This window comes from Marinobacterium zhoushanense (assembly GCF_014641945.1).
Taxonomy (GTDB): domain Bacteria; phylum Pseudomonadota; class Gammaproteobacteria; order Pseudomonadales; family Balneatricaceae; genus Marinobacterium_D; species Marinobacterium_D zhoushanense.
Window position 1 is genome coordinate 119,478 of the sequence record NZ_BMIJ01000007.1, and the last position, 15,267, is coordinate 134,744.

A 15,267-nucleotide genomic window follows, 5' to 3' on the forward strand; every position below is an offset into this window, starting at 1 on the left:
GGTTACTCCAAACTGTCCTGCTGAGCAATCCTGCACAGACGCGAGCAGGCCATCCAGAGCGCGCGCATGTTGCCGTCCAGAGCCGCCTGGTGAAGTTCGGCCGTGGCGCCTTCCAGTACCGGCATCTCGTATAGCCCAGCCATGCCAAGCAACTGGTGCGCATGGCTGCGGATCTTGTTTCGATCCCGTTGCCAGAGCGACTGCATGATCGCCTCTGACAGACGGCGCACCTCCTGCTGCAGCTGCTCCGGGGTGGTCAGCGATTCGACAGAGGCCTCGAGTTGAGCGCCGATAGGCGTTGCCTCCGCGCTTTGCCCGGTTTTCAGTTCACACTGCTGCAACAGCATGCGCAGTAGCTCAGGTACATTGATCGGTTTCAGCAGCAGGTCGTCGACGCCGGCTTCGAACAGCGCCTTGTGCTCATGCGGCACCACGTTGGCGGTCAGGGCCACGATCGGCAGCTCCGGCAGGCGTTCACGTATGGTGCGCGTGGCCTGGATGCCATCCATGCCGGGCATATGCACATCCATCAGGATCAGGTCCGGCATCTGCTGTTCCAGGTGCTCGAGTACTTCCAGGCCGGAGCCGACACAGCTGACCTGCGCGCCCACCCCCTCCAGCAACCGGCGAACCAGCAGCGCGTTGAACTCGTTGTCCTCGGCCACCAGCACCTTGAGCGGATAGGGCAGGTGGGCGTTACCGAGGAGTTCGGGGGCGGCTGCGCCTGGTACCGGGGTCGGCAGGCCGAGCAGGTGCAACAGTTCATAGGGCCTAGGCGGCTTGGACAGCAGGTGCAACTGGCCTACATGCAGACGCAGGGGCTTGCGCCCCGGAATCAGCAGAATCAGCGGTGCCTGGGTCTGGGCGCGTACCCTGTCGCAGAGCGACTGTACGCTGCGGCTGCTGGTGTCTTGGGGATTGATTGCCAGGACAACGCCGCCGAGCTGAGCCGGGTCGGTCAGCTCACTGAGCTCCTCGATACGACGTACCTGATGGATGGTTTGTGGCAGTTGACGCAGCTGGCGCAACAATGCAGCCCGACTGCCGTGATGTGGCTCGAACACAGCCAGCTCCCGACTCAGGTCGCCATCGAGGCAGAGTGGGGCTTGCCCACCGTCGCCGTAGCGCAGGGGTAGGTCAAGCTGAATCTCGGTGCCGCTGCCGTCTATGCTGTCGAGTGTTATCCGGCCCCCCATCAGTTCGGTCAGGCGATGGGCAATTACCAGGCCGAGGCCGGAGCCGCCAAAGCGTCGACTGATGGAGCTGTCGCCCTGGGTAAAGGCGCTGAACAGCTGGCCGATGCGCGATGCCGGGATGCCGATACCGGTGTCACGGACCGTGATCAGCAGCCGCGGGTCTGATAGCGGTAGACGGGCGAGCGATACGCGGACGTTGATCTCACCCCTTTCGGTGAACTTAACGGCATTGCCGATCAGGTTGTTCAGCACCTGGCTCAAACGCGAAGGATCACCCTGAATCTGCAGCGGCAGGTCGGGTGGAATATCCACCGTGAGTTCGAGTCCTTTGCCGGCCGCCGTCGGCGACTGCGCGTCGATCACATCGAACAGGCTCTGCACGAAATCGAAACTCAGACTCTCGATGTGGATGGCATTGGATTCCAGACGCGAGAAATCAAGAATATCGTCGATGATCGTCAGCAGCAGTCCGGAGGTGCGCGTAATGATCTCCAGGTAGCGCGTCTGCTCTTTATCGAGACGGGTCTGGTTGAGCAGTTCGGTGAAGCCCAGCACCGAGGTCAGCGGGGTACGCAGCTCGTGACTCATGCGGGCGAGAAACTCATCCTTGGCGCGGTTGGCGTCATCGGCACGCAGCCGTTCGATCTGTAATTCGCGATTGCGTCGTTCCAGGTGACGCAGCGTTTGCGTTAAACGGCGGGTGGCGCTTTCGACGCGGTATTCGAACTGCTGATTCGACTCCTGAACCCGGGCGGCAAGTCGGTTGATACCGCTGGCCAGAGTGCGCAATTCGCCGGTGTAACTGGTATCGGCGCGGGCGTCCAGTTCGCCTCGCTGCAGGCGCTCGATCAGCCGTGTCAGCCCCATCACCGGCCGGGTTATGCGGCGGCCAAAGCGGTTGGCCAGCAACAGGGTCACCAACAGGCAGATGAGTGTCAGTCCGGCGCCACGCAGCAGAATCTCCTGCTGCCGCTGCACTGTTGGCTGTGCCGAGATCAAGACCGCCACCCAGCCCAGGGTCTCGCTCTCGGTGCTGATCGGTAGAAGCTCCGGGTTGTCCTGCAACGGAGGCGTGCGCGAGTTGATCGGCTGAATGAAGTGCCAGGTGCCCTTGAACTGGCGCGGTTCCAACAGGTCGCGCTCGATCTCGATATCGAATCGGCTACTGCGATAGAGCAGCCGGAAATCGGCATCGTAAAACAGGATGTCAGCCACCTCATCGTGGGTGATGGGGCCGCTGCTCAGGTTGCTCAATAGCTCTCGATTGCCGCTGAGCACGCCAAATTCGGCTGCCGAGGCCATCAGTCGTGCGATCGACTGGCCGCGCTCGAGCAGGTCCTCACGGATCTCGGCGACCCGGGTCAGGGTGAAATAGCTGCCCAGAATCAGCGCCAGTAGCGTCATCGGCAGCAGGGTCAGGGCCATCACCCGGGTGCGGATACTGAGCGTGCGCTTGGCCATATTCAGCGCCCCTCCATCCGTTCAAGTTGCTCGATCAGGCGCTCGCTGGTGGGTAACTGGAGGCCAAGGCTTTTTGCCGCGGTGTTGTTGACGTTGATGCTGAAATGGCGCGGATAGGCGGGTGACGGTAAAGCGCTGTTCGACTGGTAGGTGCGGATCAGCTGCGCACTCTCTTTCGCGATCTGATCCACCGAGGAGTGCAATGCGACCACGGCGCCGGCATCGGCATACTTGGCGGAGAAGCCGATCAGTGGTACGCGATTGCGCAATGTTATGTACAGGATCCACTTCGCGGCGGCGCGGTTGAATACGGAGCGGTCCGGTAGCGGCAGAAACAGGTCGCTGCGCTCGATCACCGGGGTCAGCACCTGCACCGGGTTGTCGTCGTTGTTCAGTTGCCCGATGACCGGTTCCAGGTTCAGGGCCCTGGCCGTCATGCTGAATTCATCTGCCTGTTGCTCGCTGTCCGGTCCGACGACGGTGCCGATGGTCTTGATTGTCGGTACGATCAGTTTGGCCAACCGCATCTGCCGCTCCAGCGGCTGGTCGAGAAAGAGGGCACTCAGCCTGCTTTGCTTCAGCAGGTTTTTTCCGCGCTCGCTCGCACTTAGCTCGTGAAAAGTTTGTGCGGGCAGAAATATGCACAGGACGCGACTGCCGGTCTCGGCGCTTGTCATCGCCTGGGCGCAGGCTTTCGAACCGAGGCCCAGGATCAAGCGGTCTGTAATGGTGTGCTCAAAAGGCAGGGGGGCGGAATCCAATTCGCCCTGGAAATGCTGTTTAAGCGCGTCGAGCATAAGTGTGTAGCTACCGGTCGAATCGCTGAGCAGGACGAGTGGGGGCGCCGCTCTCGATGTGAGCGGAGTCAGTAGCGCCAACCCTATCAGGATCCATGACAGTAATGGTTTCACACGTGCTATCCTTGCCGGTGTCCAGTCATCTGTGTCTAATCGTCAGCTGAGGGTCGGTACCGCCGAGGTGTGCATCGTCCCGTGACTCCCCGTGCCGACCACCCGCACTGCGAAGCTCTAGCAATAGAGCAGTTTCAATAGTGTAGTCAAGCGCTCTGCCGTACCCCACCTGTAGGGCCCGATCTGAGTTGATGCTGCTAGCGTCTCGCCAATGGAGTCTAACCATCTGTGCTCAGTGGAAGTTCAACTTCAGTTGCAGATAGGTGCGACGGTCGAAGGCGTTATGCCGGTAGAACTCCTGGTAGCGGGCGCCGAACGCATTCTGCACGATCAGCGCGGTTTCCACTGTGCTGCCCGGATCGAAATGCCACTGTTTGGCCAGGCGCAGGTCGGTGCGGTCGTACGCGTCGCGCTCGCCCCCCTCTATCCAGTGGACCTGGTCCATATAGTAGTGCGTGGCACTCAGCTGCAGATCGTCCCGGGGGGACCAGGAGAGCAGCAGCGATGCCGTATGTTCAGGCGTCAGAGTGCCGTCGTGGTTGAAGTAGTCCTTGCTATTGATGCCGATCTCGCCGGTGCGGAAGTTCTCATGCCGGGTATTGATATAGCTGTAGCTCAACAGGCCCCAGAGAGAGGGTAGCGGCTGGTACTTGAGCTGAAATTCGGCGCCGTTATTTTCCCAGCTGCCGACGTTGCGGGTACTGAGTACCCGCTTACCGCTGTCCAACTCAGACGGGTAAGTTTCGAAGTAGGTGAAAACCACATTGCTGACTTTTTCCCTGAAGATCCTCAGGTCAACATAGCCCTGTTGATTGGCAAACGCCTGGTAATACCCCAGTTCCCAGCTTTTGATCCTCTCCTCCTCCAGGTCGGGGTTGGGGCTCCTGACGTAATCATAGAAAACGGGGCTGAGCACGTACGGGGCATAGGCGGGAAAGGTCACACTGGCGTCGCCATAGCGTTCGAGCAACGATGGCAGGCGCTCGCTTGCGGAATAGCCGATGCGGAAACTTTGGCCGATGCTGGGCTTGAAGATAGCGGCGTTACGGTAGGAGAACGCGTCGCTACCTTCGCTGCTGTGCTCGTGCATCAGGCCGGAGATCAGTTGCCAGCGTGGGCTCAGGTTGAGGCTCAGGGTACCAAAGGCACGGGTCCGCTCCTCATCCACCTTGCCCTGTTGCAGCAGGATTTCGCTATCCGCCGACAGGTAGCGGTACCCCATCCCCGCGACCAGATCGGCTAAGCCGAAGCGGTCGGTTAGCTGCAGTTCCAGATCCGTGGTTTCAGTGCTGCCCTCCTGCTCAATCATGTGGTAGCCGTTGGTATCGATCAATGCCTGGATATAGTCAGGTACTTCGTCGGCAGGTATGGGCGCGGCAAAGAAGGGCAGCCAGACCGGGGATCCTGATGGCACGCCGAGTTCGGTCAGTATCTCTGCAACCGATGCCCGAGGCGTGCTGAGCTCAAGCCTGTTGTGGTAGCCGCTCAGCTGAAGCGTACCGTGATCGGAATACAGGTGGTTGAACTTGATACTCTGAAAGCTGCTGTCGTGGTCCCGCTCGGCAACATGGGGTGACTCGATATCCAGCGCGCCGGTGGTTTTCCGGCCCCGGTCGATACCGAACTGGAACCAGAAGCTGTTGGTCAGGTCGGGGGTCCAGGTGGAGCTGATGTTCAGGTAATCACGGGACAGATCGTCCTGCCATTTGCCATCGCTGCCATCGGCCGCAAACCAGTCGCCGGTGTAAAACGTACTGTAATGATCGTTGCCGTCGTTCTGCTCGTGGTTGGCGCTGATCCGGTAGCTGAAAACGCTGTTGCTATCGGCATAGCTGAGATGCGCATTCTTCGTGTCCTGGCTGCCGAACACTGTGCTCAGATCTATGCCGCTGCTGGTGGTCGGTTCCCGAGTGATGATATTGATGGAGCCGAGAAAGGCGTTGGAGCCCTGGGTCGGAACGTTGGAGCCCCGCACCACCTCGATACGTTCGACATCCTCCAGATGAATGCCCAGAGATTCCCAAACCACGGTGGAGAGCAGCGGAATATATACCGAGCGTCCATCGACCATCACCTCCAGGTTGTTCGGGAAATCGTCGGACGCGCCGTGATAGGTTGAACCGTAGGTGTTGGCATTGACCAGGTAAGTCTGGAAACCGGGCACCAGACGCATCAGATCGGGGATGGTCTGCAGCCCTGACGCATCGATCATCTGGCGATCGATCACCGTGAGTGACGCCGGCGACTCCGAAATCTTTTGCGGCAGACGGGTCGCGGAGGTCACCTCTGGGATATCGATGAAAAAGTCGGTTTCGCTCAGCAACTCCTCAGCGGCGAAAGCGGAGCTGGGCGAAGTCAGCAAGAGGGATAGGACCAGTAAATGCAGATCTTTTCTATTCATTGCTCGGTTGGGCCAGTGTTTACTATTTGATCTTCAGTCCGATGTAGACGACTACAGCGCCCATCAGTATGGCTTCAAAGATGAAACCGTTATGTTGCCAGATCCATTCGAACATCCCTCTTCACTGCCTAATCCGACCAATTTTCATGAAGGGTACAGTATAGCGAATTGGCTCTTCTTTCACGTTTTTATCGGCAGTGGAGGAGCTGGCGTTAGGGGGGGCGGGGCACTTACCTCTGCATTGCATCCACACTTACGGCGAGCTGCCGCTTCTGCGATCAATTTCGATCGTATAGACTGACTCCAGAGCTGGGGCATTCTGAGGGTAGTGCTCTCAACCTGCCGCAGCCAGCTTGTGGGGCGAGTACTGATCACCTGACGCCTCCACCTCAATCTGCTGCGAAACAGGATCCTTGGCAGCACCTGATGTATGGATACTGGAACAGAGTCTTCCGGTTATGATCGATAGGGTTTTGCAGACGGCCATAGGCCGCTTAGCACATCTTGGCAGCCGTCACCTAAGGCTGATTCTGGCCTTGTTGTTGATGTTGGGCTCGCCGCATCTGTTGGCCGATGGTTCTTCATCGCTTTCCATCGATCAGATACAGGGACGCGTCGACCTGCGCCCCTATCTGGTGTTACTGGAAGATCCAGCCGGGGAAATCGAATTCGACCGGGTGCGCGAACTGGATAGCCGGGGCGAGCTCACCAGCCTGGGCGACGCGTCACCCAACTTCGGCTTTACCGATTCTGCCTGGTGGGTGCGCCTGACCCTGTACAACGACGGTGACACGGCACGGCGCATGGTCATTCGTCAGGATTATCCATTGATCGATCATCTGGAGTTCTGGGCGTCGACCCCGGCGGGATGGGAGAAGATCTCTACCGGAGACCGACTGCCGTTTTCCAGCCGTCCACTGGATAACCGCCAGTTTTTGTTCCCCATCGAGCTGCCCGCGCACAGCGAAAGCCGTTACTACCTCCGCTTTCAAACCGAGGGCTCGCTGAATATCGGGCTCTATGCTCACACCCCGGAAGATCTGGTCAGCATGACCGCCGAAGAGTACCTGGCACTGGGTATCTACTACGGCGGCTTTATCGTCTTGATGGTCTACAACCTGATCATGTTCATGACGCTCAGGGAGAAAGCGTTTGCCTACTACACCCTGTACGTACTCAGTTATGGCTTGTACATGTCGGTGCACAACGGGCTGAGCTTCGAGTATCTATGGCCGAACAATCCATGGCTGGCCAATCAGAGCCTGATCGTACTGCTGGCACTGTCGCTGTTCGGTGCACTCCGATTTACCCGGGAGATTCTGTCCACCCCGTCGCTATGTCCGCGCGCCGACAAAGTGGCTTATTTTACCGAGTGGCTGGTGCTGGCATCTCTGCTGATCAGTCCGCTACTGTCCTATAAAACCCTGATCATACCGATGGCGGCGCTGACATCCCTGGTCTGTCTGGAGATGCTGGTGCTTGGCGTGCTGACGCTGTTTCTGGGGTCCAGGCCGGCGCGCTACTACTGTGCCGCCTTCGGCGCACTGCTCGGTGGCGTATTCGCTTACATGTTGAAAACCTTCGGGCTATTGCCGCATAACGCCCTGACGCAGAATGCCTTTCAGGTCGGCTCGCTGATCGAGATGGTGCTGTTGAGCCTGGCCATCGGCAGTCGACTCAACGAGATCAAGCAGCAGAACAACCTGGATGCACTCACCCGTGTGCACAACCGGCGCTACTTTAATGAGCAGATCGACATCGAGTTCCAGAAAACCGTGCGGCGCAACCTGCCTCTTTCACTGCTGGTGCTGGATATCGATCATTTCAAGCGTTTCAACGATACCTATGGTCATGCACGTGGCGACCAGGTGCTGAGAGTTGTCGCCCAGATCCTGTCGCGTAGCGTACGTAAGCCCGGCACCGTCTACCGCTACGGGGGGGAGGAGTTCGCCGTGGTGTTGCCGGGCACCGATGAAACCGATATCGCGGCGGTAGCGGAGCGCATTCGCAGCCGGGTCGAGTCGGAAACGGCCGAAGCGGACCGGATCACGGTCAGCGTGGGTGCTGCAACACAGAGGGCTGAACGCTTTCGCAATCCGCAGACCTTCTTCGATGCCGCTGACACTGCGCTCTATCTGGCCAAGGAGCAGGGACGCAACCGGGTTGTGCAGCATGACCACCTGGCGAGCGAGCAGGCGGTCATGGCCCTGGATAGCCGATCATCCGGGCAGACGAACATGGGGTAAACCGCAGGTGGTCAAGTTCGTCCAATCGCCCCGGATTGGATTGGGCAATCACTGAGTCAGATCAATTTGCGTGCGCAGAACACGCTGTTATATTTTGTCTCCTACATATAACAATAACGGAACGAGACACCATGCGCCTGATTAAGGATCTTGTTGACAGCCGTATCGTGTTCTACTGGATCGATGAGTCGGACAAGCGGCTCAGCCCCGATCACGCCACCTTCCATCAAGCCCAAGAGTGGTGGAAAAGCTATATGTTTGCCCGATACGAGGGCGATGAGCGACGTAAGTCGGTGATCGACCGACGCAGCGATGCCGACAAGCGTCGACGCATGGAAGCGGAAAACAAGCTGTCATCGATCAGCCCCTATGGTCGCCGGCAGACCGATGTCCCGGTCGAAGTCGACCTCGACCTGGTGGCGGAGAAGCTTGAACTGCTCAAGTCGTTCTGACCTGGTCCCGGTCGCACCCGCAAATGGACGCTGTCGGCAGTGCCTGCTGTGGGGCATCTGCTGTGGGGCCAGTCACTAATCGGCTTTGATAATGAGAGCAGACCCGCTCAGGTGTTCGGGTGGTAGCTTGTGCCGGGCATTGTTGATGTTCGGGTCCGATTCAAACACCTCCAGATTGGTCGGCAGCATCGGCTGCAGCAGGTCGATCAGTTCACTTCCCTCTATAGCCGGGTCCAACCAGCGTTTAAGTGCATCCGCAGGCAGCATCACCGGCTGGCGGTTGTGGATGGCGTGGAACGCCGGCACCGCATCGGTAGTAATGATCGCGCAGCTGTAAAAGGCTTCCGCGCCCTGCCCCCAATGATCCCAGATGCCGGCAAAGGCGAACGCCGCACCTGCCGGACGGATATCGTAGGGTACCTTGTGTCCGTCCTGGGTTGTCCATTCGATGAAAGAACTCGCCACCACGATGCAGCGCTGATGTTTAAACGGGCCGCGGAAGGCGCGGCTGGTGGCCAGCGTTTCGGCCCGGGCGTTAAACATGGAGTACTGCGTACCCGGTTCCTTGACCCAACTGGGCGTCAACCACCAGCGCATATGGCGCAGGCGCGCGACGTCATCCTCGACCAGAATTACCTGGATATCCTCACTAGGGGCGATGTTGTACTGCGTATGCAGATGGCTGGTGATGCCCAGCGAATCGAGCAAGCCCTGCGTCATCGGGTCATCGATGACGTTGAAGCGTCCGCACATGGCTGACCTCTGTTGGTGTTCTATTCAGAGCGTAGCGGAAGGATTGGATAGCGCCAAAAGGGACCAATGAGGGCCGGCTTCAGCAGCGTGGACAGTAGTTGGGCTTTTGGGGCGGTAGGGGGATCGGAAAAATCTTCGATCACAAGCTAACTGCGTGTATATGAATGGTGCCGGTGGTCGGACTCGAACCGACACGCCCGTTAAGGCGGGGGATTTTGAATCCCCTGTGTATACCAATTTCACCACACCGGCACAGTGTTATTGACGTTTTGATACACGCCAAAGGTGAAGCAGGCCGCCATTATAAGCGGTTGTTTCGCCTCGTCAATCAGGACTGCGAAAAAGCTGATTATCTGGTAAACTTCGCGCCCCTTTAAAACGATATTCCCCCGCGCAATGCAAGTTAAAGACTTCTACTTCGAACTGCCCGATGAGCTGATCGCGCGTTACCCGCTGGAGCAGCGTAGCGCCAGCCGTCTACTCTGTGTCGACGGCAACTCCGGTGAGCTCCGGCACCGGGTGTTCAGCGATATCCTCGACCTGCTCGAACCCGGCGACCTGCTGGTGTTCAACGATACCCGGGTGATACCGGCACGACTCTTTGGACAGAAGGAGAGCGGCGGCAAGATCGAGCTGCTGATCGAACGGGTTACCGGCGAACATGAGGCGCTGGCCCACGTGCGCTCCAGTCGCTCGCCCAAGCCGGGTGCTCGGCTGCTGCTCGAGGGCGGGCTGCAGGCGGTGGTAACCGGACGCCGGGAAAACCTGTTCGAGCTGCACTTCGAGATCGACGGGCATCTGGTCGAGGCGCTGGAGCAGCATGGTCATATGCCGCTGCCGCCCTATATGAAGCGTGAGGACCAGTCCTCCGACCGGGAGCGTTACCAGACGGTGTACAACCGCAAACCGGGCGCGGTGGCAGCGCCGACGGCGGGGTTGCATTTCGATCAGCCGCTGCTGGAAGAGTTGGCGGCCAAAGGGGTGGAAACAGCCTTTGTTACCCTGCATGTGGGCGCCGGCACCTTCCAGCCGGTCAAGGTGGAACGGATCCAGGATCACCATATGCATGCCGAGTATATCGAGGTGCCGGAGGCGGTCTGCGACGCGGTAAAGGCGACCCGTGCCCGCGGTAACCGCGTGGTGGCGGTGGGCACCACCAGCGTGCGCTGCCTGGAGAGCGCCAGCCGTCACGGTGAGATCGCGCCGATGTACGGCGATACCGATATCTTCATCTATCCCGGCTACCGGTTCCGCAGCGTCGATGCGCTGATCACCAACTTCCATCTGCCGGAGTCGACGCTGCTGATGCTGGTCAGCGCCTTCGCCGGTTACGACCATATGATGAATGCTTACCGGGAGGCGGTGGCCGAGCGCTACCGCTTCTTCAGTTACGGCGATGCCATGTTCCTGACTCGTCGTGATGCGCAGGAGAACCAATGAGCGACAACACTACCAACGGCCGCGAATGTTTCATGAACTTTGAGCTGCTCGGCAGCGAGGGCAAGGCGCGCCGCGGCCGGCTGACATTCCCCCGTGGCGTGGTCGAGACCCCGGCGTTCATGCCGGTGGGTACCTACGGTACGGTGAAGGGGATGCTGCCGCGCGATATCGAGGGGATCGGTGCGCAGATCATCCTCGGCAACACCTTCCACCTGATGCTGCGCCCGGGCACCGAGATCATCGCCCAGCACGGCGATCTGCACGACTTCATGCAGTGGCAGGGACCGATCCTGACCGATTCCGGCGGTTTTCAGGTGTTCAGCCTGGGCAAGATGCGCAAGATCACCGAGGAGGGGGTCTCCTTCCAGTCGCCGGTGGATGGCAGCAAGGTGTTCCTGAGTCCCGAGGTGTCGATGGAGGTTCAGCGCGCGCTGGGCTCCGATATCGTGATGATCTTCGACGAGTGCACACCGCATCCGGCCACCGAGGTGGAGGCGGCGCAGTCGATGCGGCTGTCGCTGCGCTGGGCCAAACGCTCTAAGGAGGCGCACGGCGACAGCCCCTCGGCGCTGTTCGGCATCGTCCAGGGCGGCATGTATGAACACCTGCGTGATGAGTCACTGGAGGGGCTGACCGAGATCGGCTTCGACGGTTATGCCATCGGCGGGCTGTCCGTGGGTGAGCCGAAAGAGGATATGATGCGTATCCTCGACCATCTGGCGTACAAGATGCCGGAGGATCGGCCACGTTACCTGATGGGTGTCGGCAAACCGGAAGACCTGGTTGAAGGCGTGCGTCGCGGTGTGGATATGTTCGACTGTGTGATGCCGACGCGTAACGCGCGCAACGCGTTCCTGTTTACCACCACCGGCGTGGTCAAGATCCGTAACTCGGCCAACAAAACCGACACCCGTCCGCTGGATGAAACCTGTCAGTGCTATACCTGTCAGCACTTCAGCCGGGCTTATCTGCATCACCTGGACAAGTGCGGCGAGATCCTCGGCGCACAGCTCAATACCATCCACAATCTGCACTATTACCAGCAGTTGATGGCTGGTTTGCGCGGTGCACTTGAACAGGGTAAATTGAGCCACTTTGTGGAGGAGTTCTATGCGCTGCGCGGGCAGGAAGTTCCTCCTCTCAAGGGTTGAAAAACAGATCCTTAGACCCCACAAACAGATTTCAACGTCAGTTATCAGGAGAACGCTTTAATGAGCTTCCTTATCGCCACCGCACAAGCCGCTGAAGGAGCACCTGCAGCAGGTCAGATGGACCCGGGGTTTTTTAACATTATCTTCCTGGTGGGTTTCGGCCTGATCTTCTACTTCTTCATGTGGCGTCCTCAGTCCAAGCGTGCCAAGGCGCATAAGGCGCTGATCGGTGGCCTGGCCAAGGGCGACGAAGTGATCACCGCCGGCGGCATCATCGGTAAGGTGACTCGTCTGAACGACGAGTACGTCGTGCTGGAAGTGGCCGAAGGTACCGAGATGAAGTTCCAGAAAGCCCACGTCGCGGCGGAACTGCCCAAGGGCACGATCAAGAGTATCTGATCGAATCCCATCCCCAGCGCCACTGCCCAGTCAGTGGCGCTTTCGTTTTGCTGAGGACGGAGCCCGATGCTCAACCGCTACCCACTCTGGAAAAACCTCCTGATCATCTTCGTGCTGCTGGTGGCCGGACTCTACGCCGCGCCCAACCTGTACCCTGAAGATTATGCCGTACAGGTGTCGGGCTCCCGCGAGGCCTATACTGTCGATTCAGCGTTGATCGGCCGCCTTGAACAGGATTTGAGTCAGGCGGGTGTTGCCTTCAAATCCGCCGAACTGAACGAAGGCACCGGCCTGATCCGCTTTGCCGACAGCGATGGCCAGTTGCGCGCCAAGGATGTTATCAGCAAGGCTCTCGGTAGCAATTACGTGGTGGCGCTGAACCTGGCCCCTACCACTCCAGACTGGCTGACCTCCGTTGGTGCCGGCCCGATGAAGCTGGGCCTGGACCTGCGTGGCGGTGTGCACTTCCTGCTGGAAGTGGACATGGCGCAGGCGGTAGGGCAGCGGCTCGACGTTTATGTCAGCGATATCAAGACCAAATTGCGCGAAGAGCGGCTGCGCTATCGCGAGGTGGAGCATCTGGACGACGGCCGCCTGTCGGTGCGTTTCGCCGATGCCCAGGTACGGGATGAGGCGCAGGAGTTGCTGCGCACCAACTTCCCCGAGTTCCTGGTCGACACGGCAGAGGAGGGTGAGGATAACTACCTCTATATCAACCTGACCGAACAGACGATCCGCGAGATCGAGGATTACGCGGTCAAGCAGAACCTGACCACACTGCGTAACCGTGTCAACGAGCTGGGTGTTGCCGAACCGCTGGTGCAGCGTCAGGGCCGCAACCGCATCGTGGTGCAGCTGCCGGGTATTCAGGATGCTGCTGCCGCCAAGCGGATCATCGGCAAGACCGCCAACCTGGAGTTCCGTCTCGAGGCGAAGCCGGATGCCAGTCGTGTGACCACCGAGACCTACGAGTTCCGCAACGAGCCCGGCCGTAAGGCCACGCTCGAAAAGGATATCATCATCACCGGTTCCAACGTGGCCAACGCCCAGGCCTCATTCGATGAGAACGGTCAGCCGCAAGTGAATATCACCCTCGACGGCAAGGGCGGTCAGATGATGAGCCGGGTAACCCGCAACGCGATCCAGCGCCGCATGTCGGTGCTGTTCGTCGAGCATAAATCCCGCATCGTCCAGCAGACCGTGGACGGTGAAAGCGTCGAGAAGCGCATCCCCTATACCGAGAAGGGGATCATCTCGCTGGCGACGATCCAGAGTACCCTGGGCAACTCCTTCCGCATCACCGGTCTTGAGAGTGCACAGGAGTCCTCCGAGCTGGCGCTGCTGCTGCGTGCCGGTGCCCTGGCCGCGCCGATCTATTTCGTAGAAGAGCGCACAGTGGGTCCGAGCATGGGCGCGGAAAACATCGCCATGGGCGTGACCTCGGTGCAGATCGGCTTTGCCCTGGTGCTGGCGTTCATGCTGCTCTACTACCGGGTGTTCGGCTTGCTGGCGAATATCGCCCTGACCCTGAACCTGGTGCTGCTGGTGTCGGTGATGTCGATCCTGTCGGCTACGCTGACCCTGCCCGGTATCGCCGGTATTGTGCTTACGGTCGGTATGGCGGTGGACGCCAACGTGCTGATCTTCGAGCGCATCAAGGAGGAGCTTAAGAACGGTTTGCCGCCGCAGTCGGCGATTCATGCCGGTTTCGGCCGTGCCTATGCGACCATTCTCGATGCCAACATCACCACCTTGCTGGCAGCGGTGATCCTGTTTGCGATGGGTACCGGTCCGGTCAAGGGCTTTGCCGTAACCCTGTCGGTGGGCATCCTGACCTCCATGTTCACGGCGATTCTCGTCACCCGCGGCCTGGTCAACCTGGCCTATGGCGGGCGTAAGCTGAATAAACTGGCGCTTTGAGGGGCGGGATAATGGCCAACACACAGAAAATCTTCAACTTCATGGGGCCGCGCAAGCTGATGGCGGCCTTCTCGCTGACCCTGCTGCTGATCTCCGTGGTATCGCTGGCGATCAATGGTCTCAAATTCGGCCTCGACTTCACCGGCGGCAGCCTGGTCGAGATCGGTTACGAGCAGCCGGCCGAGCTCGGGGCTATCCGTGAGTCGCTCGAGGGCGCCGGATACGAGGATGTCACCGTGCAGACCTTTGGTGCTGCCACCGATGTGCTGATCCGACTCGGTGAAACCCACGATCCGCAGCTGGGCGACAATATCCTGCAGCGGCTGCAGGCGGCGGAGAGTGGTCAAACGCTGACGTTGCGCCGCAACGAGTTCGTCGGCTCCCAGGTCGGTGAAGAGCTGCGCGAGCAGGGTGGCCTCGGTATGTTGCTGGCGCTGGCGATGATCATGATCTACCTGGCATTCCGCTTCCAGATGAAGTTTTCCCTCGGGGCGGTGCTGGCGCTGGTGCATGACGTGCTCATCGTGCTCGGCCTGTTCTCGCTGTTGCAGCTGGAGTTCGATCTGACCGTACTGGCCGCGGTGCTGGCGGTGATCGGTTACTCGCTGAACGATACCATCGTGGTTTACGACCGTATCCGCGAGAACTTCCGCATCATGCGCAAGGCCGATGCGGTCGAGGTCATGAACAGCTCGCTGAGCCAGACCCTGAGCCGCACGTTGATGACCTCCTTCACCACCGTGCTGGTGTTGATTGCGCTGGCGGTTTTCGGCGGCAGCACCATCCACGGCTTTGCCATTGCGCTGCTGGCCGGTGTCGGTATCGGTACCTATTCGTCGATCTACGTGGCGGCCAACCTGCTGCTGATGCTGAAGGTGAACCGCGATGATCTCATTCCGCCGCCGAAAGAAGATGTGGTGGACGAAATGCCCTGAAT

Annotated in this window: 11 protein-coding genes and 1 tRNA gene; 7 read left to right on the forward strand and 5 right to left on the reverse strand. The window is 59.5% G+C overall.

Annotated elements, in window-relative coordinates:
- Positions 1-2 precede the first annotated feature (2 nt).
- The 3 genes from IEX40_RS16670 to IEX40_RS16680 all read right to left on the reverse strand — a co-directional run bounded on the left by IEX40_RS16670 (position 3) and on the right by IEX40_RS16680 (position 5,930).
- The gene (locus IEX40_RS16670) at positions 3-2,657 is read right to left on the reverse strand and encodes an ATP-binding protein (RefSeq protein WP_188750337.1); all 2,655 of its coding nucleotides are present in this window, start codon (positions 2,655-2,657) and stop codon (positions 3-5) included.
- 2 nt (positions 2,658-2,659) lie between these two features.
- Positions 2,660-3,568 carry an ABC transporter substrate-binding protein gene (locus IEX40_RS16675; protein ID WP_188750339.1) on the reverse strand — a complete coding sequence of 303 codons (909 nt, stop codon included), beginning with the start codon at positions 3,566-3,568 and terminating at the stop codon, positions 2,660-2,662.
- Between the two features lie 232 nt (positions 3,569-3,800).
- On the reverse strand, positions 3,801-5,930 hold the full coding sequence (locus tag IEX40_RS16680; RefSeq protein WP_229680805.1) for a TonB-dependent receptor plug domain-containing protein: 2,130 nt from the start codon (positions 5,928-5,930) through the stop codon (positions 3,801-3,803).
- A gap of 497 nt (positions 5,931-6,427) precedes the next feature.
- On the opposite strand from IEX40_RS16680, the gene IEX40_RS16685 reads away from it, so the two are divergent.
- Both IEX40_RS16685 and IEX40_RS16690 read left to right on the forward strand, forming a co-directional pair.
- Positions 6,428-8,215, forward strand: a complete 1,788-nt coding sequence (locus IEX40_RS16685; protein ID WP_188750343.1) for a diguanylate cyclase — start codon at positions 6,428-6,430, stop codon at positions 8,213-8,215.
- Between the two features lie 131 nt (positions 8,216-8,346).
- Complete coding sequence (locus IEX40_RS16690) at positions 8,347-8,667, forward strand: hypothetical protein (protein ID WP_188750345.1); 321 nt, start codon at positions 8,347-8,349, stop codon at positions 8,665-8,667.
- Positions 8,668-8,742: 75 nt separating this feature from the next.
- On the opposite strand, the gene IEX40_RS16695 is transcribed toward IEX40_RS16690, so the two are convergent.
- Positions 8,743-9,420: an SOS response-associated peptidase gene (locus IEX40_RS16695; RefSeq protein ID WP_188750347.1), complete on the reverse strand. Its 678-nt coding sequence runs from the start codon at positions 9,418-9,420 to the stop codon at positions 8,743-8,745.
- Between the two features lie 165 nt (positions 9,421-9,585).
- Positions 9,586-9,672 (reverse strand) — tRNA-Leu (locus IEX40_RS16700).
- 144 nt (positions 9,673-9,816) lie between these two features.
- On the opposite strand from IEX40_RS16700, the gene queA reads away from it, so the two are divergent.
- The 5 genes from queA (at position 9,817) to secF (ending at position 15,265) form a co-directional block, all read left to right on the forward strand.
- On the forward strand, positions 9,817-10,860 hold the full coding sequence (gene queA, locus IEX40_RS16705) for a tRNA preQ1(34) S-adenosylmethionine ribosyltransferase-isomerase QueA (RefSeq protein WP_188750350.1): 1,044 nt from the start codon (positions 9,817-9,819) through the stop codon (positions 10,858-10,860).
- 32 nt (positions 10,861-10,892) lie between these two features.
- Positions 10,893-12,011 carry a tRNA guanosine(34) transglycosylase Tgt gene (gene tgt / locus IEX40_RS16710; RefSeq protein ID WP_188750792.1) on the forward strand — a complete coding sequence of 373 codons (1,119 nt, stop codon included), beginning with the start codon at positions 10,893-10,895 and terminating at the stop codon, positions 12,009-12,011.
- Positions 12,012-12,071: 60 nt separating this feature from the next.
- The gene (yajC, locus tag IEX40_RS16715) at positions 12,072-12,410 is read left to right on the forward strand and encodes a preprotein translocase subunit YajC (protein ID WP_188750351.1); all 339 of its coding nucleotides are present in this window, start codon (positions 12,072-12,074) and stop codon (positions 12,408-12,410) included.
- A 66-nt stretch (positions 12,411-12,476) separates the two neighbouring features.
- Positions 12,477-14,330: a protein translocase subunit SecD gene (gene secD / locus IEX40_RS16720; RefSeq protein WP_188750353.1), complete on the forward strand. Its 1,854-nt coding sequence runs from the start codon at positions 12,477-12,479 to the stop codon at positions 14,328-14,330.
- Between the two features lie 11 nt (positions 14,331-14,341).
- Positions 14,342-15,265, forward strand: a complete 924-nt coding sequence (gene secF / locus IEX40_RS16725) for a protein translocase subunit SecF (RefSeq protein ID WP_188750355.1) — start codon at positions 14,342-14,344, stop codon at positions 15,263-15,265.
- The last annotated feature ends 2 nt before the right edge of the window (positions 15,266-15,267 follow it).